Source organism: Pseudomonas sp. FP1154 (genome assembly GCF_030687245.1).
Classification (GTDB): Bacteria; Pseudomonadota; Gammaproteobacteria; order Pseudomonadales; family Pseudomonadaceae; genus Aquipseudomonas; species Aquipseudomonas rhizophila.
Window position 1 is genome coordinate 3642775 of sequence record NZ_CP117465.1, and the last position, 19605, is coordinate 3662379.

A 19605-nucleotide genomic window follows, 5' to 3' on the forward strand; every position below is an offset into this window, starting at 1 on the left:
AATGAAAACAATCAAATCGAAAATCGCTACCGTCGCTTTTGCCCTGGCCGGTACCTTCACCGCAAGCGCCAGCCACGCGCAGGATACAACGCCCTCCGTGGTGATCGTACACGGCACGTTCGCCGACGGCTCCGATTGGGCCAAAGTGGTGCCACTGCTCCAAGCCCAAGGGGGTGGCCGTTACGGTTGTGCAAAACCCGCTCACCTCGCTTGCCGACGATGTTGCCGCGCCGCGCCGCGCCTTGAACAACCAGCAGGGCAAGGTGGTTCTAGTCGGGCACTCTTGGGGTGGCACCGTGATTACCGAGGCCGGTAGCGATCCGAAGGTCAGCGCGCTGGTGTATGTCGCCGCCTTCGCGCCAGAGACCGGGCAAACCAGCGGCGAACAAGGTAAAGGCGCGCCCACGCCCCCTGGCACCAGTCCTGCTCCGCGAAAATGGGCCGAGACACATATCGGTGGTCGACCATCAACTGCGCGTATATGGCATCGATAAACTGCGCATCGCTGATGCCTCGATCATGCCGCGAATTACCGCAAGCCAGCACAGCCCTCAATCGGTTTGCGGCCAGTCCTCGTCGGGAACGTCACTGAAATCACCGCCCTCCACGCCATCGATTTCGTACTGTGTCAGATAGTCGCCAAGCAGGTCGCCGAAGTGGTCTTGCTGAGTCTGCCGTTTGCCCTCCGCAATAAGGCCCGGAAGCAACAGGGCAACCGCGCCGACGCCTGCCGCCACGGTGCCTAGGACTCCAGCCAGCGGGGCCATCGCCGCCCTGACTGCCAGATGGCCAAAAAGGCCTGCGCCGCCCTCAATCGCTGATGCCAGGCCTGACAATGACGCCAGTGCGCCTGAAGTGATGCTGATACCACCACTGACGGGGTCGCCCTTGCGAATCGACTGAACGCCATCAAAGATTCCGTACGCACCCGCAACCATGCCGGCCAAACCGCCGATACCCTTGGCACCGCTTTCAAACTTGTCGGCAGTGCCAGTGAGAGATTTTATGGGGTCGTCGAAAAAGGCTCTGATTTTCGGATCAAGATCAATGTTTCCTTTGTTTTTCAGGTAGCTTTTCAGGTTCTTGGCACCACCCTCGGTGAGCAGGGTCGTCGTCATGACCGATCCGGTGGTGATGTCTATGATGTTTCGTTCGGTCAGGTTTGCGCCATTCTGAGCGCCTTTGGCGATCGTCACGCCAGCCATGAAGATGCCGCTAACGCCATGCAGTCCCCCTTTGTCAGACAAGTTCTTGAGGTCGGGGTTGAGCCAGGACGACTTCAATTCCGCAAGCGACTTTGTGCCTTGGCGCAGGATGTCCCAATTCGAACGGACACCCGCGACGATCTGATCGGCCGTTGCGACGGTGCCATCCGGATTGGTCACGAGTTCTGGATTGGACTGGATAAGCGTCTCGGCCATCGTCCTGACTTTTGCCTCGTCAAGCTCGTCACCGCCATTGATACCCAGGGCTTGCTTGACATCCTCGAAAGTGCCGTCTTTCATGGCGTTGTCGCGCCCGATCCGGCTGAAATTGTCGTTCAACTGCGGGTCTAAACCTGCGGTGACGCTGGGATCCAGCGCCGCGTTGTAGAGCGCGACCTCCGCGGAGAAGGTGCCGACCGCTTCTTCGAAGGTGCCCGTTTTCATCAGTTCTTCCAGTCGCGTCCCGGAAGCAAGCGACTGCTCGTAATAATCCTGGAACGCCTGGGCATGCTGAGAGGCAGCGAGCCCCTTCTGAATTTCTGCCCGATCATTGATGCCGAGCGCTTCCTGATAAAGCGTTGCCGTCGAGAAGTATTCGGCCAGCACCGCCTGTTGGTCGGTGCTGCCGTCTTTCGTATGCTTTTCCCATAGCGCATCAAGAGCTGCACCGGACTTGATGTCATCGTAGTTTTTTTGCACCGAGTCCTTTAACCCAGGAACTGCCTCAAATAGATTGGCCATCTGCGTCGAGGTGGTTTCATTAAGAAATTTGACCACCTCGGGATCACTTTGTAGCTGCTCAATGTGGCTGTTGACATCGGCAAGCAGCTTGTTGGGATCTGGATGGCTGCGCACAGCGTTGGCGATGGACACCTTACCGTAGTCATCACTCCACAGACCGGCAGCCGCACCGTCGATGATCAACTGTCGCGCCTTGAGCAGATCCTGTAACACCGCAGCCCGCTGTTCGGCGGAATAGTTGCCAGGGTTTTCAAAGACGTCCTTGCCCAGGTCACCGGTATCAATGCCGGAGACCCCACTGGCATTCGCTACCTGGTTGATGAACAGCAGAGCGTCTCCAGCGGTTTTGGGGCTGGAGGCCTTCAACCAATTCTGGATGTCGCGCTTGTCGAGCTTACCATCGGGTTTGCTCTCCAATGGTTTCCCACTGGTTTCAAGCGTTTCGAACGCCCCCGTCTGCGACCAAAAAGTCAGGGCTTGCTTCAAGTCATCGCTGATGTTCGGGTTTTCATCCAGGTACTTCTGCAAGGCCTCGCGCGACAGGTGTTTACCGCTATCGGTCCGATCGCTGATCTCGTCAAAGTTCTCCAGCAGCAGCGCCGAATGCTTCGCAAGCTCTAGAGAGGTTGCGTCAGCATTCGGGGAGGCTTTCAGAAAGTCGTTATAGGCACCGATGTCTTCGGCTTTGACAGCAACAGGTCGTAGCCATGCATTCAGGTCGTTGCTGCTGATTTTGCCGTCAGCCTTGTTGTTGTGTGCCTTGGTATCAAGCAGGTCAAAAAATCCTTTGTTATCGAGCAGGAACTGCGCCGCCTCGCGATCTTCTGCGCTTCGATTTTCATCGGCAGCGTACTTCCTCAAATCCTTGTCACTGACAATGCTGTCGGAGGCGTTCCAGTCATCCCATCGATCACGGATCGTGTCGATGATCTCGCTGTTCTGCTCGTAAAACTTGCTCTGGTAGCCTTCCTGTTTCCAGACCACCTGGTTGTAGAGGTCGGGCGTCACGTCCTTCGAGACATGGATCTTTTCGCCATTGATCGTCAGGCGGATAAAACCAGTGTGTTCATCCGGGGGCAAAATTTCTGCGCTCGCCAGTGCTTCTGCTGATAGAAGCGCGCCATCTGCGCGCAACAAAAAGCCTTCGTCGTTACCTTTTTGCAACGCATCAACCTTGGCGAAGTAATCAGGCGTCGCCTCTTTGCTGATGGTGAATTCATTGCCCTCTTTGTCCCGCGCGGAGTACGCCGTCACCTCGCCATCCACCCACCACCCCATGAAAATCTCGAGATCCTGGAGCGGTACGGTTTCGTCGTTGCGTAACGTACGTCCATCTGACTGCTTCAGCGTTTCTGCGATGGCGCCGCCCGCTTCTCGCAACGCCAAGAGCACGCTCTCAGGCAGGGACGGCAAAACTTCTTTGTCTGCCGCACCGCGTGGGTCAGGCTTTTTATCGCTGATTTGCATGCGGGCCGCGCCAAGCATTTTCTCAAAGCGCTGACCCGCTTCAAAATCAGGGGATTGGCTATCTGTGGGGCGGGCATTGCTGTCGATTCGCAAGGGGACGTCCTCCTGACAATGGCGCCGATAGCGCTAGAGGAATCAACTTTGACCATTGAACATTGCAGGGGAATGACTCGGCTCGAATCGCAACCTTAAACGCGCAAAAGACCCGATGGATCGGGAGAGCAGTTGGACGACCAAACGTCATGCCGGTTTACAGGGACTTTCAAACTCGCTCCGTCCATTTGTGAGGCACTCACCAGCAGGTACGCTCAAATCAACCGAGCGGCCACCAGGATATCCGCCACTGCCTGGAAGGTGTTATCCGGCACAGGGTCCCCCGGCACTGCCCGTCGGGCGATGTCCTTGGCCAGGACGGTATCGAGGCTATGGGCAATCCCCAGGCCCCGGGCCTGCGCAAGCAACTGCGCCGCGTCCTCGCGCTCGGCCTTGCACACCACCACCGGTACCGGAGTTTCGCCGCGTACATAACGTATACCCACCACCCAACCAGGGTCGGAGCCGACCATCAACGATGCACGCCCCACGCCCAGCTTGGTGGCCAGGGCTTGCATTTCCCGACGTTGACGCTGGCGTTCCTGTTTGATCACCGGATCGCCGTCACTGTCCTTGCGCTCACGCTTCTGTTCGCTGCGGGTCATTTTCATGTCACGGCCGAACAGCCAGCGCTGCATCATCACGTCTGCCGCCCCGACCAGCAGAAAGGCAGCCAGCACGGTGAACACCAGAGGCTTGAGTACCAGGTAGAAAGTTGATTCGATGCAGCCGGCGCCGCAGCGCGACGACTCCATCAGCGCCTGCAACGCCCCACGCCCGATCACGTAGAACGCCAGCCCCAGCAGTACGACCTTGATCACGCCCTTGAGGAATTCAACGAAACTGCGCATCGAAAAAATGCGCTTGAAGCCATCGATCGGATTGATACGTTTGATGTCCGGTTTGAGGGGTTCGACCGAGAACACCACGCCGCGCATGCTGATGATGTTGGTCAGGATCACCGCCCCCACCGTCACGGCCACCACCGGCAGGGTGAGGTTGATGAGCAACTGCCCGGCGATGTCCAGCACCCGTGGCCAGACGGTGTGAAAAGGTTCGATGTAGATCAGCGCGATCAGGTCCAGCAACGCGGTGATCTGTGCCTGGGCCTTGGGCACCATGATCGAGATACAGAGCGTGCAAAACAGGATGACCATGCCGGAGACCAGGTCCTGACTCTTGGACACCTGGCCTTTCTTGCGCGCCTCGCTGAGCTTCTTGCTGGTGGCCGGCTGTGATTTCTCTTCGCTGCTATCGCTCATGGACGCTTCGCCCGAAACAGGGAAGTCATACCGAATCGGCCAGCGTCTTCAGGAGCTCCACCGTACCGCGGAATTCGCCGAGTTGCTCGATCATCACCGGAATCAGGAAGCTGATGTAGACCACCATCAATACAGTGAAGAACATATTTTTCACCGGCAGCGACAGATCGAAAATGTGCAAGTTGGGCGCCATGCGCGACAGGTAAGCGAGCATCAGGTCAGTGACCAGCATGCAGATGATCAGCGGCCCGACCATGATCACGCCGATGCGGGTCACCTGGTCGAGAATCCGCAGCACCGCCATCAACGCCGAACTGGCAAACAACGGTGTGAACTCGGTCACCGGCCATAACAGGTAGCTGTGGTAATAGCCGTCGACCATCATGATGAAGCCGCTGGACATGAAGAACAGGGCGATCAACATCACCGTCAGCAAGGTGGCCATGACACTGGACTCGCCCGATGACAAGGGATCCACCAACTGGGCCATGGTCGAACCGCGTTGCAGATCGACCAACTCGCCGGCCACTTCCGCCGCCCAGAACGGGATGCCGAACAGCAGTCCGATGAGGATACCGATCAGGAATTCCTTGATCAGTAGGCCGGCCAGGAAGAACCCACCATGTTCTGGCAGTGCAGTGAAAGCGCCATACACCGGAATAAACATGGGGATGGCAATGGACACCGCGACGCAACTGCGGATCATGCCGGTCAGGCCCAGGCGGTTGAAGGCTGGGGTAATCACCACCACGCCCATGGCGCGGCTGGCGGACAGTGCCGCCGAGCTGATGACCGGATAGGCGACTTCGATGAACTGGTTGGCAAGCTCGATATTCATGCCATTCAGCGCGTCCACAACGGGAAGTTGTCCAGCACCTGGTTACCCAGTTCCACCACCTGGCTCGCCAGCAGCGGCCCCACGAACACGATCGTCAGCAGCACCGCCACCAGCTTGACCGCCTGCGGCAGGGTCTGGTCCTGGATCTGGGTGAGTGCCTGCAGCAACCCCACTCCCAGGCCGACGATGATCGCAACAGCCAGTGCCGGGGCGGACAACAGCAGCACCGTCATCAGCGCCTGATTCATCAACGAAAGAAATACATCCTGGCCCATCAGGTGCCCCCATAGCTAAGAATCAGGCCATGCATCAAGCGCGACCAGCCGCTCAAGGCGACGAACAGAAAGAGCTTCAGCGGTATGGAAATCAGCGTAGGTGAAACCATGGACATGCCCATGGCCATCAATACGTTCGCCACCAGCAAATCCACCACCAGAAAGGGAACGTACAGCAGAAAACCGATTTCGAACGCCCGGGTCAGTTCGGAGCTGACGAACGCCGGCACCAGCACCACCAAGTCATCGTCGCGCAGATCGGCCCGGGCTTCAGGAGACCAGATGGTCTCCGTGGCCTGGATGAAAAAACCACGCTCGCTTTCGTTGGCGAAACGCGAAAGGTGCGCCTGCAATGGCGGCCTCAGTGCGTCCCCGAAGGCAGTAAGTTGCTCGATGCTCTCGATGTTGAGATCACGGCCCTGCACCTGCCGGTACATGTCGCCCAGCAACGGCGTGGTGACGTAGACCGACAGGATCAGGGCGATGCCGTACAGCACCATGTTAGGCGGTGTCTGTTGCACGCCCAGGGCGTTGCGAATCAGGAACAGCACCACGGAGATTTTCATGAAACCGGTCAGGGTCACCACTGCCAGCGGAATAAGACCGATGGTGGCGACGACCACAATGATTTCAATCAGGTTGGGCTGGTAGCCATTCATGACGCGGCGATGCTCAACACGCGCACGCCCAGGCCTGGACCGATCCTGACCAATTGCCCCTGGCCGACGCGACGCCCGTTTATCATCAGGTCGACGCTGTCCTGGCGTTGCTCGGTGAACGACAGCAGGCTGCCCTCCCCCAGTTCGCGCAGCTGCGCCAGGGTCAACTCGACACTGCCGGCCTGGCAAACCATTTTCAGTGGCAGTTCGTCCAAGCGCGAATCCAGGTTTCGCCCGTCAGCGGTTTCACTCATGGTGGGTGCTTCGTTCACAGAAAATTCCTTGGAAAGATTGATGCTCATCGGTGTTTCAAGCAGTGTCAGCCTGGTGCCGTCCTGGCCGGCCCGGGCGTGCAAACGATGGTTCACCACCAGCCGCACCTGGCCCATGGGCCAAGGATCGAGCATCACCACATCGCCCGGATTGAGGCTGCGCAGCTCGCCGACACTCAGCTCGGCTTCGCCGGCCTCGACCGCCAGCCACAGGAGCAGGTCTGTTAGCGCATGGGGAGCCGGCGGTGCATACCGATCGAGCCACTGCGCGACCTGCTCGCCAGCATTGGCACTCAAGTGCAGCACAACGAGCATGGACGAGCCGTCGAGCTGGACTTGGGTGACCAGGCGCAACGGGCAAGGTTGCGCGGCCAGGGCGGCGTGAACCGGGTCGGCGTGGTCAATGAAACGCATCGATTGCCCGGTCAGGCGCTCCAACGGTTCGATCAGGCTCAGCAGGGCCAGCTCCAGCAGCATCGCGCCAGGCAAGGTTTGAAAGTCCAGGGCAACGGGCACACCCAGGGCGTGCAGCGCCTGCGCTGGCAGGTGCAGCCTGATGGCCGACGCGTCGCCCTCCTCGCCCAGCCCCAGCAACAGCTCAACTGCCGTGACGTCAGGTTCGGCAACGGAGCCCCAGCGCACGCCAATCACCTGGCCTGCGCATTCTCCCTTCCAGGTTTCGCGGCTACGATGCAGGCGATTGTGCAGGTCCACCCATTGGGGGTCGACAGGCGTCAATTGTTCGGCAAAGGGTGTCCAGAGTGGGTTCTGGTGACAGCTCACGCACGGCCTCCGATAGCAGCGCGAGGAATTTCGTCGGCCTCCAAACGGTGTTCGTCGACAAGGCGCTCGACGCGCTCGCGGCCTTCGAGCAAGGTGTCGCAGGCTTGCGCCTGGCGCTGTCGAGCCACATGGGCAACCCGAAACACTTCGCGCTCGTGCTCGTGGATTTCCAGGGTGCGCGCCACTTCACTGACGCTCACTTCCAGCTTTCGCTGCCCGCCCTCGTACAGCTCCTCCAGATGCTCCTGGGCCATACGCCAGTCGCTGATCGACATGCCTTCGCTGATCGAGCCGTAGATGCGCTCGGCTTCACGGGCCAGGGCCTCACGATGCAGGCGCAGGTTTTCCTTGGCGTCATCCAGCGCCACGTTGGTCTGCCGGCAGCGTCGCTGCTGAGCGACCAGTTGGCTGGACGCACGTTGCTCACGCAACTTGCGCAACGCTTGAAGGCTACGCATGTCACTGGTTTTCATAAGACCTCCATGGTTGTCATGCCATCACCCTGCGCATGTGTTGCAGGGTTTCGTTGGGATTGCTTGGCTCGTTGGCCCCTTGGCGCAAGAACGCTTCAATGGCGTCATGCCGCTCAATCGCCTCGTCGGCCAGTGGGTCGCTCCCGGCGGCGTATTCGCCGACCCGGATGAGCATTTCGATCTCGTTGCGCCGCGCCATCAGCTCGCGCATGCGCATGGCCAGGTGGCGTTGCTCGTCGCCACACACCTGGTCCATCAACCGGCTACGGCTTTGCAGCACATCCACCGCCGGGAAAAAGTTGCGTTGCGCAAGTTCGGCGCTGAGCACGATGTGCCCGTCGAGGATTGAGCGGGTTTCTTCAGCCACCGGGTCCATCGAGGCATCGCCTTCTGTGAGCACGGTATACAACCCGGTGATGCTGCCGGTCTCGCCGGGGCCGGCGCGTTCAAGCAGGCGCGGCAAGGCGGAGAAAAAGGAGGGTGGGTAACCGCGACGGGTCGGCGGCTCGCCCACCGCCAGGCCGATTTCACGCTGGGCCCGGGCAAAGCGGGTCAGGCTATCCATCAACAGCAGCACGTTGCGGCCCTGGTCGCGGTGATATTCGGCCAGCGCAGTGGCAACAAAGGCGGCGCGTACCCGCTCGGCAGCCGGACGGTCGGAGGTGGCGACCACGGCCACGGTACGCGCCCGGGCCTCGGCGCCCAACTGCACATCGAGCAGCTCGCGCACTTCACGGCCGCGCTCACCGATCAGGGCGATCACGATGACATCGGCACTGGTATTGCGCACGATGCTCGCCAGCAGCGAAGACTTACCCACCCCCGGTTCACCGAAGATGCCCATGCGCTGGCCCTGGGCCAAGGTCAGCAGGCCGTCGATGCTGCGCACCCCCAAGGACATCGGGTGGGCAATCAGTTGGCGGCTGAACGGCGCTGGAGGCTCGGCATGCAAGGGGTAACGCTGCAACACGCCCAGCGGCGGGCTGCCATCGAGAAATTCGCCCATGGGGCTGATCACCCGGCCCAGCTGCGCATCGCCGACGCTTACCCCCAGGGTCTCGCCGGTGGCGATGATTTCGGTGCGGGTCGACAGGCCGTCCATCGAACCGATGGGCGAAAGGATCGCTTCGTCATCTTCAAAACCAATGACTTCGGCAGCCAGGCTGCGGCCGCTTCCGGGTTCGCGCAACTGGCACAGTTCACCGATGTGCACACCGGCGACGCTAGCGCGCAGCAGCACTCCGCGGATACTGCGGATGGTGCCCTTCATGGGGCGCGGTCGGGCATTGGCCAGACGTTCGGTCAGGCGCGGCAGCAGGTCGTGGGGGATCGTGATCATGGCTGTGCCTCGTCGGCAAACGGCAGCAGGTTGCGGCGCAGGTTGAGCAACTGGGCTTCAAGCCCCAGCTCCACTGAACCCACCGGACTGCTCAGCCGTGCCTGACCACCTTGCAACCGATCGTCCGGTTCCACGGCAATCGTCGGCAAGCCGTCCTCTTGCAGTTTGAGTTGCTGACGCACCGCTTCGGCGTCCTGACGGGAGACGAACAGGGTCAGGGCCTGATCCTGGCGGAACGCCCCCAATGCCTTGCGGGCGCAACGCATCACGCGCTCGGCATCGTCCATGTCATCGAGTATTTCGCGCACAATGCCCAGCGCCAGATCGGCCAGGGACGTTTCCAGCCCGGCCAGCCAGGCATCGATCCTCAACGACGTTTCGCCCAGCAGTGCGCTGACCTGTTCGGCACCCTCCCGGCGCCCGCTTTCAAAGCCTTCGGCATGGGCTTGTTGCAGCCACTGCTCACTGTCTTGCCTGATGGCCTCAGCCTCGTCACGGGCAGCCTGCAGGAAGGCGTAGCCGTTTATCCACAGGTCTGCCTGTTCGGCACGCAGAATACGGGCGGCAGGACGGGTCGGAAGCTCGCTCATCGGGTCCCCTGCTCCTCAAGCTGTGGAAGGTTCGAGGCGGCGCTGCGCACGATGGCCAAGGCATTGGCCACAGGTGTGGCACTTACCGGTCCGCTCTCAACTGGAAGCTCGGCAAAACGCAGGCGCAGCCAGGGCCGAAGTGGCGCTGGCTGGGCGCTCAGCCAAGCGGTGATGCAGCGGGCGCCATCATGGTCGATGGCTTCAAGCAGTTCGACCGGCTGGCGCAGCAAGTCGGCACCGCTGCCCAGGGCACGGTTTGCCAGGGCCAGGGCAAACACATCACTGCCCAGCAAATAGCGCAACTGGTTGACCACATCGCCACGGATCTCGCGACTCAGGGTGGTGCTATGCAAAATCGCGCCACACAGACGCGGCAGGCGCTTGAAGGCCTCGGGAGGCAGCATCAGAACCGGTAGATCGTCGACATCGGGCAGTGGCAGGCTACCGGGAGCCTGCAGCTCATGACGGCTGAGCAACAAGCGTATCAATCGCGCCTGGAAGCGCGGCTGTTTGCGCAATTCGCTTAGCGCACTGCCGGAGGTCTCGGGGAAGCACGCCGCAAGAGGCTGCGTGCCGACGAAATCCAGCGGCTGCTCGAGCAGGTTTTGCCACTGCGGCAAAGCGGCGGCACTCATTTCACGTCCTCCAGCTCATACAAGGCGCGGGAGGCGCGTCGTTGCCAGTACTGCCAGCCCAACACACCGACCATCGACAGCGCGGCCAGCAGCAGGACGCCGAACAGCATCCGGGCACGGGGCAGGTTGTCTTCGAGCATCCATATGCCCAGGAAGCTGGCCAGGCGCGGCTGTGCGTTGGCCCGGCCGCTGCCGGTGGCGGCCTTGATTACCGTGACCGACACCCCTTCGTAGCTCAAGCCGGAGATGCCGTTGGCCACCAGGGTTTTGATCTGCGGGATCAGGGGGTTGATGTCGGTATTGGGGTCGTAGCGCACCAGCACTGAAGCCGACGACGGGGAAATCACCCGTTTGAGCAGGTCATTGTCGGGCAGCACCACATGTACCCGGGCAGAAACCACACCGTCGATCAGCGAGACGCTGTGCGAGAGTTCTTCACTGAGCGCGTAGACCATCTGAGCCCTTTCCTGCACGGGAGAAGACACCAGGCCACCACTCTTGAACACGGCGCCCATGTTGGAAAAGGTTTGGCCCGGCAAGCCAGCTTCGTCGAGCAGGCTCATGGCCTCGGCAAAGCGTTTTTCGTCCACCACCACGGTGAGTTGGCCGTTTTCCTGGACCTTGCGCGAGGCCGGCACACCCTCACGCAGCAGCACTGCAACCATGGCATTGGCCTCACGCTCGCTGAGGTTGGTGTACAGGTCGATATCGCAGCCCTGCAGCATGCAGGCAAAGGCGAGGACAATCATCAGGCGCACGGCATGGCAACGGCGGAACATGGCTTTATTGACCTTTCAAGAGCGTGTTGGCTGCGCCGGAAATCTGCGTCGCGCCACGAACGACCATCTGAGTTTCAATGGAGTAATCGAACATGCGGCCCAACGATTGGACGATCTGGTCGACCTGCTGATCGCCGACCTTTTTCCCCGACTCGCCCGCCGCCCCCTCAGGAAGTGAGGCGAGCGATTGCGTGCCGGGAGGAGCCACAACGTTGCCAGCCGTCGGCCCATTGGTCAGCGCATCGGCACGCTTGGCGAAGTTTTGCGAACGGTCGATGAAACCGTTCAGGCGCTCCATCAAGCCTTCGCCAATCTGGTGCGGACTGGCGCCGGCAGGCATGCCCTTGGCGCTGTTTGTCATGTGTTCGAACAAGTTCTGGGAGGCCTGCAAATCGACCTGCCCTCCTGACGGCGGCAGCGCCGCCGTGGCTGTTGTTCCGAGACTTACCGTCATGGCGTGGGCCTATTCATCATCGTCCGACTGGGCTTCGTTCAGGATTTCCTGGGCACGCGGCATGATGATGAACTGGCCACCAATCGTGACGGCCTGGGTGATCAGGGCCTCGGTGAGTTCTCCATCGCTCAGCTCGCTCTTGGCGTTGTCCACCGCTGCGTTGAACTGCGCTTCGGAGTTGGCAGTGACAGCGGAATTTTCGCTGATGGGGGTGACTGACATGGTGGTTCTCCTTGACGGGGTTGATGACAGATCGATCGGTTAATGGAGCCTACAGGCGAGTGCTTTCACTCTTGTGTCACCGCACCGCCCCTGAATACACGCACGCCGCGCTCGCGAGTCGTCGCCATCGGCGTCGGCGTCGGCGTCGGCGTAAGCTGCTGGTCGAAGTGCTGCTCGATCATGGCCAGCCAGGCCGGCGGCCCGGAAACGAGCAACTCATCGCCATCGGGTCCGGTGCGCACCGACATATGCGTGCCGTAGACATCCCGGCTGGTGACGTAATCCTGCAACTGCTCCAACTGCCGGCCCTGGGCCTTGAAGCGTCGCGTATCGGTTTCGGAGTCGGCGGAGAGGTAAAGCACATTGCCGTCGAAGTACCACGTCAGGCCGTTGAAGTCGCACAGCGCCGTCAGGAAGTCGCCGGCGGACTCGGCACGTATCCGGCTGCGCGATTTGCCGCGTACCTTGTCCGACATGACGACGCTCAGGCCCATGTTTTGGCCAAACTCTTGCAGCGCGGCGCGCACGTCCTGCTCGACCAGCACATAGGCATAGGGCCGAACGAACCAGTCCGGCTGCGGGTTGGCATCGTCGACTTGCGTTTGATTGGCGGCCAGCAGGTTAAGCGCGATCACCATCAGCGCCACGCCGATCGCCGCCCGCGACACCTTATGCATGAAATCGCCCTCCGCCGCCGGCCTGAAGACACGCCCCGAACAAAAAACGGGCACTCTTATGGATGATGTCAAGAAGATGACTTAAACGTCGGTCAACCTGTCCGGTCTGAGTGGTCAACACTCCTTGGTTTTGCCCACTGCAAAATTCGCCGAAAGAGCTCTGTTCATGCCAAATCGTTTTGCCTGCACATCGTTGTTGTTTGCCAGCATCACCCTTGCTTCCTGCGCCCACCAACCGGCCTCCGATGGCAGCTACCAGCGCTACATGCAACTGGCCGGCGACCTGCAAAAGCGTGGTGATGCGGGATCTGCCGCAACGTTGTACGAAAAAGCCACCCAGGAACCGGACGCCCGGATCGACGCTTGGTTGAAACTGGGCGAAGCGCGCCTGGCCAGCGGCGATGCGCGGGCCGCCGAGCGCGCCTACCAGCAAGCGCTGGAACGCCAGTCCGACAATGCCGCGGCATTGCTCGGTGTGGGCACAGCCCAACTGCACCAGGGCAAACTGGATCGAGCGGTGACTTCCCTGACCCAGGCCAGCGCGGGCAACCACCCCGAAGCGTTCAATCGCCAGGGTGTGGCGCAGATGCTGCGGGGTGAGCCAGCAGCGGCCCAGGTGGCATTCAGCCAAAGTCTGGTCCTGGCGCCCACCAACCTGGACACTCAATGCAACCTGGCACTGGCCTACGCTTTGGGCGGCCAGTCGCAACAGGCGCTGCAAACCATCAAGGAGGTTCGCGACTCGCCCCGCGCCCAAGCCAGTCACCAACGCAACGCCCTGCTGGTCATGGTGCTGGCCGGCCGCGAAGAGGACCTCAAGACTCAAAACCTGGAAGACATCACGCCCAAGCAATACGCCCGGTTGCTGACAGAGGCCCGACGCATCAAGGCCATTCGGGACCCTGCGATGCAGGCCCGGGAGCTGGGGTTGGTCGGCAGTCGCTGAGCCAAAAGGTTTCATTGGCCCTCCTGCTTGTCGGCCTTGGCCTGCTGTTCGGCCAGCCGGCGACGCAGCTCCTCACGGTCATAACCTTCGATGTAAACCTGGGCCGCCCGGCCCACCGGCGCGGCCATCGTTGGGCCGGTTGCCCGGCCCTCGATCACATCCGAGCGCTGCTCCACCATCTGCAGCAGCGTCCGGTTATTCGCACAACCGGGCGGCAGCCGGCGCACGTAACGCGCATCATCGGTATAGAAGTTGTCTTCGACCGGCGGCTCTAAGCAAGCCACCGGCACCCACTCAATCCGCCCATCGGCGTGGGTGAACGCCTGGTAGTTCGGTGAATAACTCACCGGTTCAAACTGGGTGTTGCATGCGGTCAACAGCACGAGCGCGCCGAACGCCACAGCGACCAGGGACAGATGGGACGATTTAGGGTTCATGCTCGCTCCTGGCTCAATTGATGTAGAAACCGAACATGTCACTGCTGCGCGGCCCACCAGACGCATGGGTCGCGCCCTCGGGCTGAGCATCGAGCGGCGTGGCCACGCTGCGGGTGCGAACCGGTTCCACCAGGTACGGCGTGATCAGAATCACCAGTTCGGTTTCGTTGCGCTGGAAGCGCTTGGAGCGAAACAGATTGCCCAGGATGGGCATCTCGCCCAGCATCGGCACTTTCTCGATGTCCTGGGTGCTCTCGCGCTGAAACAACCCGGCAATGGCGAAGGTCTGGCCGCTGCCAACCTCGACGCGGGTATCGGCACGCCGCACGCGGAACGAGGGCACCTGGTAGCCGCTCACGTCCACAGTGCTGGAGCCCATCAGACTGCTGACTTCCGGGCGCACTTGCAGGGCGATGCGCCCGTTGGGTAGCAGGGTCGGGTTGAACAGCAGCGAAACACCATAGGGTTTGTATTCGATCCCGACAGTGTCGCGGTTGACCGGAACAGGCACCGCGACCTCGCCTCCGGCCAGGAAGCTGGCTGTCTGGCCGGTCATGGCGGTGATGTTGGGTTCGGCGAGGATTTCCAGAATGCCGTTACTTTGCAATGCTTCAAGCATCGCATCGATGTTGACATTGCCCGAGGTCAGCCCGGCGCTAACCACATTGGAGGCACCAGACGCCGCACTGGAGGCCAGGGCACCGCCCGTCAACAGGCCAAAGGAAAAGGTACCGTTGTTGAAAAGGGCATTCCAATTCACGCCGTAGCGCAGCAACTCCGAGCGCGAGACTTCGGCGAAGCGCACCCGCAGGTTCACCTGGGCCGAGCCCACGTAGGAGGCCGTGTTGAGGGCCGAGCCCAAGCCCTGGCCTTCGGTGTTGAGCAGACTGTTGAGGTCGGTGGCTTCACCGACACTCTGGACCATTCCCTTGGCCACCATGCGATTGCCGGCACCGCTCACCTGGACATTGCTTGCGGGGTGCAGGTCTTTCATGGACCGCGTCACGGCCTGGGTGCCGCTGTCGATCGCCAGGCTCAGGCTGGCCAGTTCCTCACCCTCGGCGCTCAAGGCAATCAGGTTGGTTTGTCCGGGCGCCTTGCCGAACACGTAGATCACGCCAGGCGAAACCACCCGAAGATCGGCGATGCCAGGGTCTGCGACCAGCACCGACTCGACCGGATCCTGGAAATGCAGAATCCGCCCTTCGCCCTGGGCCAGGTCCAGCGTGGCCCGGCTGCCCGGAGCGATGGACTGTGCGCTGGCCTGTTGCGCCAGCAGTACAAATGACGCGGCAGCGATCCAGAAGCCGACATAGACAGGGACGCGAAACAGCGCAAAACACATCATCAAGCAGTCGCCATTGAAGTAAGGGAAGCGCCGTCGGCTGTCCGGCGGCCGGTCGTTTCAGTCAGGCTGATGGAACCGATGGCCTGCAGGTTGTATTCGCCGGCCAGCTCACGGAATGACAGCACCGCCAGCTCCAGCTCGCCCCGCACCACCAGTCGACGCAGGCTGCGACGTAACTCGGGATGCACCAACAGGACGGTGCGATCCCCCTCGGCCAAGTCCTTGCAAACGGCACGCAACTGGATCAGCAATGAACGGCTGGCATGCTCATTGAGCAACTCGCGAGGGTTATCGGCACGGCGCAGGTAAGCACGCAATTGTTCTTCCACCGCGGGGGTCAGCACGAAGGCGGTGATGACCCGGTTGCGGTCGGCGTACTGATGGCTGATCTGCCGCGCCAGACTGGCGCGCAAGTGGTCGGCCAGGCGCGCCGCATCCGGCTCGCGGGCGCCCCACTCGACCATGGCTTCGAGCAAGGCACGCTGGTTGCGAATCGATACACCCTCGGCGACCAACAAACGCAGGGTTTCAGCCAGACGCTGCAAGGGCACGCTGCGCGCGACTTCCTTGACCAACTCGTCATAGCTGGCTTCCATGCGCTCCAGCATCCTGCGGGTTTCCTGAATGCCCAGAAAGGTCGCGGCATTGCGGCGCAGACTGCGCTCGAGGATGGCCCGTAGGACTTCAGCGGCGCTGAGAAAACCGATACCGGCCTCCTCCAGCAGCGGCTGGTGAGTGCGTTCAATCCATTGCGCCGGGCGACTGTGCAACGGCGACGGCGCCTCCAACGCATGAATCTCCAACAGTTGAACGTGCACCAGATCGTCCTTGAGCATCAGGCAATCAACTGGTATCTCGCCCTCGCTGATGGGCACGCCTTCGAGTTCGACCGAAAAGCCGTTGGCGGGCAGGCTGCGGTCGATGTAGATGTCCGGCACCGGCACGTCGATCCCCAGGTCGCCGCGAATCTCATGGCACAAGGCTTCGATGCGCTGGCGCAACGGCAGTTCTGGCGCAGCCTGGGCCAGCGCCAGGCCAATGCTCAGCAGCACGCGGCTGTCCAGTGGCTTAGCCAGGGTTTCGTATTGTTCGAGCGGTTCGTCTTCGAGCGCCGCGACTTCACTGGCGCCTTCGACCACCTCTTCCCGGGGCGCTTTGTCGCGGCGGTAGATCATGAACGCGGCAACGCCCAGCAAGGCCGACAGCCCGATAAACACGATGGCCGGAAAGCCCGGCAACAACGCCACGCCCAGCAGGATAAACGCGGTCAAGCCCAACGCCTGGGGGCTGTATCCCAACTGATGGAAGATCTCGTTGCCCAGGTTGCCTTCGGTCGTGCCACTGTTGACCCGGGTCACCACCATACCGGCCGCGACCGAGATCAACAGCGCCGGGATCTGCGCGATCAGGCCGTCACCGACGGTCAGAAGCGAATAGGTGTGCGCCGCATCGGCAAACGACATATTGCGCTCGACCATGCCGATCATCATGCCACCCAGCAGGTTGACCGCCAGAATAACGAGGCTGGCAATCGCATCGCCCTTGACGAATTTCATAGCGCCATCCATTGCGCCGAACATCTGGCTTTCCCGCTCCAGACGCGAGCGTCGGCGGCGGGCTTCATGCTGATCGATATCACCGTTGCGCAAGTCGTTGTCGATGCTCATCTGCTTGCCTGGCATCGCATCCAGAGTGAAGCGCGCCGCGACCTCGGCCACGCGCTCGGCACCTTTGGTGATAACCACAAACTGGGCCACGGTGATGATCAGAAATACCACCAGACCGACCACGACCTGGCCGGCGATGACGAAATCGCCGAACGCCTTGACTATGTGACCGGCGTTGCCATCGAGCAGAATCAGACGCGTGGTGGTGATCGACAGGGACAGGCGAAACAAGGTGCTTAGCAAAATCAACGGCGGCAACGCCGAGAACTCCACCGAGTGCTTGATGTAAAAGGCGACGATGAGGATCAGGATGCTCAGCGAGATGTTCAGGCCGATTAGCGTATCCACCAACCAGGTGGGCAGTGGAATGATCATCATCACGATGGCCATCAGCATGAAGGCGACAACGATCACGTCACTGCGCTGGGCGGCCATGCGGGCCAATGCGTTGAGGCGGTCGAGGAACATTATTGCGCGGCTCTGCGGGCGGTCAGATAACGTTTGAAGCACTGACGCGCCTCATCTTTGCGGCCACCGCTCCACAGCGCACGACTGCGCAACAGCAACAGGCCGCTGGACTCGCCTTCCAGTTCGAGCAGGCGATCCAGCGCCGACAGGGCACGCTCGGCCTGGCCGCTGTCGGTAAAGGCCATGACCAGATTGCGCAGCAGCGCAGTGTCGGCGGGCGTCATCTGGACGGCGATCAACAGCAGCACCAAGGCACGCTGCGACTGGCCACTACGGCGATAGAGCTCACCCATGCCCTTGAGCAGATCGACGCAGTCCTGCTCTTGGCGATTCATGACTCGATCACCTGGGCACGTTGTTCTTCGAGTAAACGACGCAGGTCGATTTCTTCGCTGATGAGCTCATGGGCCAACGCTTTGATCTCGGGCTCCGCATCGAGGGTGGGGATCACGTTGTCCAAGACGTATTCGAGAATCTCCATCGAGCGGCGACTGCCGAACAACTCTGCGGTCATGCCCTCAACGATGCCCGACTGTTCAATGTCGGCACGCAGCGAACGACGTGCCGACACCGCGCGCTTGCCCAGCACCGCATCGAAGCGTCCATCCTGGCGCGCCTTGGCCGGCTGAAGGCTTTCTACCGCAGCGGTTCTTTCGGCGGTTGCCGGTAAGGGAGCACCAGGATCAATTCTCATAAGGTTAACGTGAACCTTTCTTCACCGCGGGCGAGAACCACCTCATGGTTCTCGATGCGTTCGAGCATCCAGTTATCGGTCAGGGCGGCCCCCGGATACAGGCGTTCACCGTTGTCGTTGATCACGTAAGGGTTATCGCCGAACCACACCGCTTGAAAACGCACGCGAGGCTTGGCGATTTCTTTACGTGCCACCACCTCGGGGAGCAACATTACCTTCTGGCCAAAGCGGCTATCGAAGGCTTGCTGCAGACCCAGCCACTGGCTCTTCTGGGTCGGGCCATAAAAACCATGGGCACTTAGCTGACCATCGATTTCGCCGACCTTGATGTGGCGCAGGCCCAACGTGCCAAGCTGCTGTTCGAGCCAAGCCCTGGCCTGCGCGACGGTGTTCGTCGATTCAGGGTGCACGGTCGGCAGAGCGACCTTGTCGGCGGTGCTCAACGCCAACGGCGAAACCGACTCGTCCCGAAAAGCAAAAGCGCCCACGCACAGGAACATCAGCAGCAACGCGATGAACCACCGTGTCTTGTGCTGGGGGGGCGATGTGATCGCAGCCGCTATCGGCTCCAGGCTCGCGGTGCCGTGGCTGAGGGTCAGGCGGGCCTTGCCGATGCGGATATCCACGGGCAAGTGCGCTCGATGCCCCTTGCCTGTGGGAATCAGAATTTCCCGGGCATGGGGACCACGCACGAACACATCGCCGCCCATTGCCTCAACGGCCACTTGGCCGTCGGTGAAACGTAGCGCCACATGACGCTCGACAATGCCTGCGTCGCTGAGCAGCAGATCAGCACTGGCGGCGCTGCCAAGCAGGTAGGCGGGCTTCTCCAGGGACAGGCAAACCCCCTGATGTAAACCGTGGGTGATACTCAGCACTGGCAGAGCCTTGTCCGTGGCCGCGACGACTGGAGTCGTGGCGAAAAAAGTCAGGGCTGTCATGGTGTATTACCGGAATAAGGCATGCGGAGAGGCACCCGTGAGGCACAGGTGAAGCTGTCGTTTTCCAGATTTAGCACCGCAACCAACAAGCATGCAGGCAGCCGTCGGGCTGCCTGCATGACGGCATCAGTTCTGAGGCCGTTGTTTGGTAGCGTCGAGCTCAGCTTTCTTGGCCGTGGACAGCTCGGTGATCTTGGCCGATTTCTCGATCGCCATGTTGAAGGTGGCTTCCATCTTAGCGATAGCCGAGTCAGCATTGCCGGAACTTACTGGGGGAGTTGTGCTCATGTTGTTTCTCCTAACGTAAGAAATATTTGAGCCGCCAAGCGGCCAACTAATG

At 61.0% G+C, this 19605-nt stretch carries 22 protein-coding genes and 2 pseudogenes; 3 read left to right on the forward strand and 21 right to left on the reverse strand.

Going from position 1 to position 19605, the window contains the following annotated elements; all coding sequences use genetic code 11:
* Position 1: 1 nt before the first annotated feature.
* Positions 2-422: pseudogene (locus PSH91_RS16275) on the forward strand (alpha/beta fold hydrolase); the annotation flags it as partial.
* Positions 413-636: pseudogene (locus tag PSH91_RS16280) on the forward strand (GMC oxidoreductase); the annotation flags it as partial. The pseudogenes PSH91_RS16275 and PSH91_RS16280, both read left to right, overlap by 10 nt.
* On the opposite strand, the gene PSH91_RS16285 reads toward PSH91_RS16280, so the two are convergent.
* The 14 genes from PSH91_RS16285 to PSH91_RS16350 form a co-directional block, all read right to left on the reverse strand.
* Complete coding sequence (locus PSH91_RS16285) at positions 552-3506, reverse strand: type III effector HrpK domain-containing protein (protein WP_305466204.1); 2955 nt, start codon at positions 3504-3506, stop codon at positions 552-554. The pseudogene PSH91_RS16280 and the gene PSH91_RS16285 overlap by 85 nt on opposite strands.
* A 215-nt stretch (positions 3507-3721) precedes the next feature.
* Positions 3722-4768: an EscU/YscU/HrcU family type III secretion system export apparatus switch protein gene (locus PSH91_RS16290; protein ID WP_076384085.1), complete on the reverse strand. Its 1047-nt coding sequence runs from the start codon at positions 4766-4768 to the stop codon at positions 3722-3724.
* A gap of 25 nt (positions 4769-4793) precedes the next feature.
* Positions 4794-5606: a type III secretion system export apparatus subunit SctT gene (gene sctT, locus PSH91_RS16295; RefSeq protein WP_305466205.1), complete on the reverse strand. Its 813-nt coding sequence runs from the start codon at positions 5604-5606 to the stop codon at positions 4794-4796.
* 5 nt (positions 5607-5611) lie between these two features.
* Positions 5612-5881 carry a type III secretion system export apparatus subunit SctS gene (gene sctS, locus PSH91_RS16300; protein ID WP_047229693.1) on the reverse strand — a complete coding sequence of 90 codons (270 nt, stop codon included), beginning with the start codon at positions 5879-5881 and terminating at the stop codon, positions 5612-5614.
* Positions 5881-6540 (reverse strand): type III secretion system export apparatus subunit SctR, encoded by a 660-nt coding sequence (gene sctR / locus PSH91_RS16305; RefSeq protein ID WP_047229694.1) that lies wholly within the window; start codon positions 6538-6540, stop codon positions 5881-5883. The genes sctS and sctR overlap by 1 nt, the downstream gene beginning before the upstream one ends.
* Complete coding sequence (gene sctQ / locus PSH91_RS16310; protein WP_305466207.1) at positions 6537-7595, reverse strand: type III secretion system cytoplasmic ring protein SctQ; 1059 nt, start codon at positions 7593-7595, stop codon at positions 6537-6539. The genes sctR and sctQ overlap by 4 nt, the downstream gene beginning before the upstream one ends.
* Positions 7592-8068, reverse strand: a complete 477-nt coding sequence (locus tag PSH91_RS16315; protein ID WP_107322709.1) for a hypothetical protein — start codon at positions 8066-8068, stop codon at positions 7592-7594. The genes sctQ and PSH91_RS16315 overlap by 4 nt, the downstream gene beginning before the upstream one ends.
* 16 nt (positions 8069-8084) lie before the next feature.
* On the reverse strand, positions 8085-9407 hold the full coding sequence (locus PSH91_RS16320; protein ID WP_047229696.1) for a FliI/YscN family ATPase: 1323 nt from the start codon (positions 9405-9407) through the stop codon (positions 8085-8087).
* Positions 9404-9997, reverse strand: a complete 594-nt coding sequence (gene sctL, locus PSH91_RS16325; protein WP_305466209.1) for a type III secretion system stator protein SctL — start codon at positions 9995-9997, stop codon at positions 9404-9406. The genes PSH91_RS16320 and sctL overlap by 4 nt, the downstream gene beginning before the upstream one ends.
* Positions 9994-10632: a type III secretion protein gene (locus tag PSH91_RS16330; protein WP_076384084.1), complete on the reverse strand. Its 639-nt coding sequence runs from the start codon at positions 10630-10632 to the stop codon at positions 9994-9996. Before PSH91_RS16330 ends, sctL begins: the two co-directional genes overlap by 4 nt.
* Entirely contained in the window at positions 10629-11411 is a 783-nt protein-coding gene (gene sctJ, locus PSH91_RS16335; protein WP_047229699.1) for a type III secretion system inner membrane ring lipoprotein SctJ, read from the reverse strand. The genes PSH91_RS16330 and sctJ overlap by 4 nt, the downstream gene beginning before the upstream one ends.
* Before the next feature lie 4 nt (positions 11412-11415).
* Positions 11416-11865: a hypothetical protein gene (locus PSH91_RS16340; RefSeq protein ID WP_047229700.1), complete on the reverse strand. Its 450-nt coding sequence runs from the start codon at positions 11863-11865 to the stop codon at positions 11416-11418.
* A gap of 9 nt (positions 11866-11874) precedes the next feature.
* The gene (locus PSH91_RS16345; protein WP_122566021.1) at positions 11875-12087 is read right to left on the reverse strand and encodes a hypothetical protein; all 213 of its coding nucleotides are present in this window, start codon (positions 12085-12087) and stop codon (positions 11875-11877) included.
* 65 nt (positions 12088-12152) lie between these two features.
* The gene (locus PSH91_RS16350; protein WP_370695163.1) at positions 12153-12764 is read right to left on the reverse strand and encodes a type III secretion protein; all 612 of its coding nucleotides are present in this window, start codon (positions 12762-12764) and stop codon (positions 12153-12155) included.
* Positions 12765-12930: 166 nt separating this feature from the next.
* Between PSH91_RS16350 and PSH91_RS16355 the strand changes: the two genes are divergently transcribed.
* On the forward strand, positions 12931-13710 hold the full coding sequence (locus tag PSH91_RS16355) for a tetratricopeptide repeat protein (protein ID WP_305466210.1): 780 nt from the start codon (positions 12931-12933) through the stop codon (positions 13708-13710).
* Positions 13711-13721: 11 nt separating this feature from the next.
* On the opposite strand, the gene PSH91_RS16360 is transcribed toward PSH91_RS16355, so the two are convergent.
* The 7 genes from PSH91_RS16360 to PSH91_RS16390 form a co-directional block, all read right to left on the reverse strand.
* Positions 13722-14147 carry a hypothetical protein gene (locus PSH91_RS16360; protein WP_305466211.1) on the reverse strand — a complete coding sequence of 142 codons (426 nt, stop codon included), beginning with the start codon at positions 14145-14147 and terminating at the stop codon, positions 13722-13724.
* A 13-nt stretch (positions 14148-14160) separates the two neighbouring features.
* Complete coding sequence (locus PSH91_RS16365) at positions 14161-15495, reverse strand: type II and III secretion system protein family protein (protein WP_370695164.1); 1335 nt, start codon at positions 15493-15495, stop codon at positions 14161-14163.
* A complete protein-coding gene (sctV, locus tag PSH91_RS16370; protein WP_107323290.1) occupies positions 15495-17633 on the reverse strand; it encodes a type III secretion system export apparatus subunit SctV in 2139 nt (712 codons plus the stop codon). The genes PSH91_RS16365 and sctV overlap by 1 nt, the downstream gene beginning before the upstream one ends.
* Positions 17630-17965, reverse strand: coding sequence for a tetratricopeptide repeat protein (locus tag PSH91_RS16375; protein ID WP_047229706.1), 336 nt, complete (start codon positions 17963-17965; stop codon positions 17630-17632). Before PSH91_RS16375 ends, sctV begins: the two co-directional genes overlap by 4 nt.
* The gene (locus PSH91_RS16380; protein WP_076384081.1) at positions 17962-18324 is read right to left on the reverse strand and encodes a hypothetical protein; all 363 of its coding nucleotides are present in this window, start codon (positions 18322-18324) and stop codon (positions 17962-17964) included. The genes PSH91_RS16375 and PSH91_RS16380 overlap by 4 nt, the downstream gene beginning before the upstream one ends.
* Positions 18321-19265 carry an FHA domain-containing protein gene (locus PSH91_RS16385; RefSeq protein WP_047229708.1) on the reverse strand — a complete coding sequence of 315 codons (945 nt, stop codon included), beginning with the start codon at positions 19263-19265 and terminating at the stop codon, positions 18321-18323. Before PSH91_RS16385 ends, PSH91_RS16380 begins: the two co-directional genes overlap by 4 nt.
* A gap of 126 nt (positions 19266-19391) precedes the next feature.
* A complete protein-coding gene (locus tag PSH91_RS16390) occupies positions 19392-19553 on the reverse strand; it encodes a hypothetical protein (RefSeq protein ID WP_163006721.1) in 162 nt (53 codons plus the stop codon).
* Positions 19554-19605 lie beyond the last annotated feature (52 nt).

Coding starts and splice junctions, on each gene's coding strand:
- PSH91_RS16290 (WP_076384085.1), bottom strand. CDS start 4,768: ATGAGCGATAGCAGCGAAGAGAAATCACAGCCGGCCACCAGCAAGAAG.
- sctT (WP_305466205.1), bottom strand. CDS start 5,606: ATGAATATCGAGCTTGCCAACCAGTTCATCGAAGTCGCCTATCCGGTC.
- sctS (WP_047229693.1), bottom strand. CDS start 5,881: ATGGGCCAGGATGTATTTCTTTCGTTGATGAATCAGGCGCTGATGACG.
- sctR (WP_047229694.1), bottom strand. CDS start 6,540: ATGAATGGCTACCAGCCCAACCTGATTGAAATCATTGTGGTCGTCGCC.
- PSH91_RS16315 (WP_107322709.1), bottom strand. CDS start 8,068: ATGAAAACCAGTGACATGCGTAGCCTTCAAGCGTTGCGCAAGTTGCGT.
- PSH91_RS16320 (WP_047229696.1), bottom strand. CDS start 9,407: ATGATCACGATCCCCCACGACCTGCTGCCGCGCCTGACCGAACGTCTG.
- sctL (WP_305466209.1), bottom strand. CDS start 9,997: ATGAGCGAGCTTCCGACCCGTCCTGCCGCCCGTATTCTGCGTGCCGAA.
- PSH91_RS16330 (WP_076384084.1), bottom strand. CDS start 10,632: ATGAGTGCCGCCGCTTTGCCGCAGTGGCAAAACCTGCTCGAGCAGCCG.
- sctJ (WP_047229699.1), bottom strand. CDS start 11,411: ATGTTCCGCCGTTGCCATGCCGTGCGCCTGATGATTGTCCTCGCCTTT.
- PSH91_RS16340 (WP_047229700.1), bottom strand. CDS start 11,865: ATGACGGTAAGTCTCGGAACAACAGCCACGGCGGCGCTGCCGCCGTCA.
- PSH91_RS16345 (WP_122566021.1), bottom strand. CDS start 12,087: ATGTCAGTCACCCCCATCAGCGAAAATTCCGCTGTCACTGCCAACTCC.
- PSH91_RS16350 (WP_370695163.1), bottom strand. CDS start 12,764: ATGCATAAGGTGTCGCGGGCGGCGATCGGCGTGGCGCTGATGGTGATC.
- PSH91_RS16355 (WP_305466210.1), top strand. CDS start 12,931: ATGCCAAATCGTTTTGCCTGCACATCGTTGTTGTTTGCCAGCATCACC.
- PSH91_RS16360 (WP_305466211.1), bottom strand. CDS start 14,147: ATGAACCCTAAATCGTCCCATCTGTCCCTGGTCGCTGTGGCGTTCGGC.
- PSH91_RS16365 (WP_370695164.1), bottom strand. CDS start 15,495: ATGATGTGTTTTGCGCTGTTTCGCGTCCCTGTCTATGTCGGCTTCTGG.
- PSH91_RS16375 (WP_047229706.1), bottom strand. CDS start 17,965: ATGAATCGCCAAGAGCAGGACTGCGTCGATCTGCTCAAGGGCATGGGT.
- PSH91_RS16380 (WP_076384081.1), bottom strand. CDS start 18,324: ATGAGAATTGATCCTGGTGCTCCCTTACCGGCAACCGCCGAAAGAACC.
- PSH91_RS16385 (WP_047229708.1), bottom strand. CDS start 19,265: ATGACAGCCCTGACTTTTTTCGCCACGACTCCAGTCGTCGCGGCCACG.
- PSH91_RS16390 (WP_163006721.1), bottom strand. CDS start 19,553: ATGAGCACAACTCCCCCAGTAAGTTCCGGCAATGCTGACTCGGCTATC.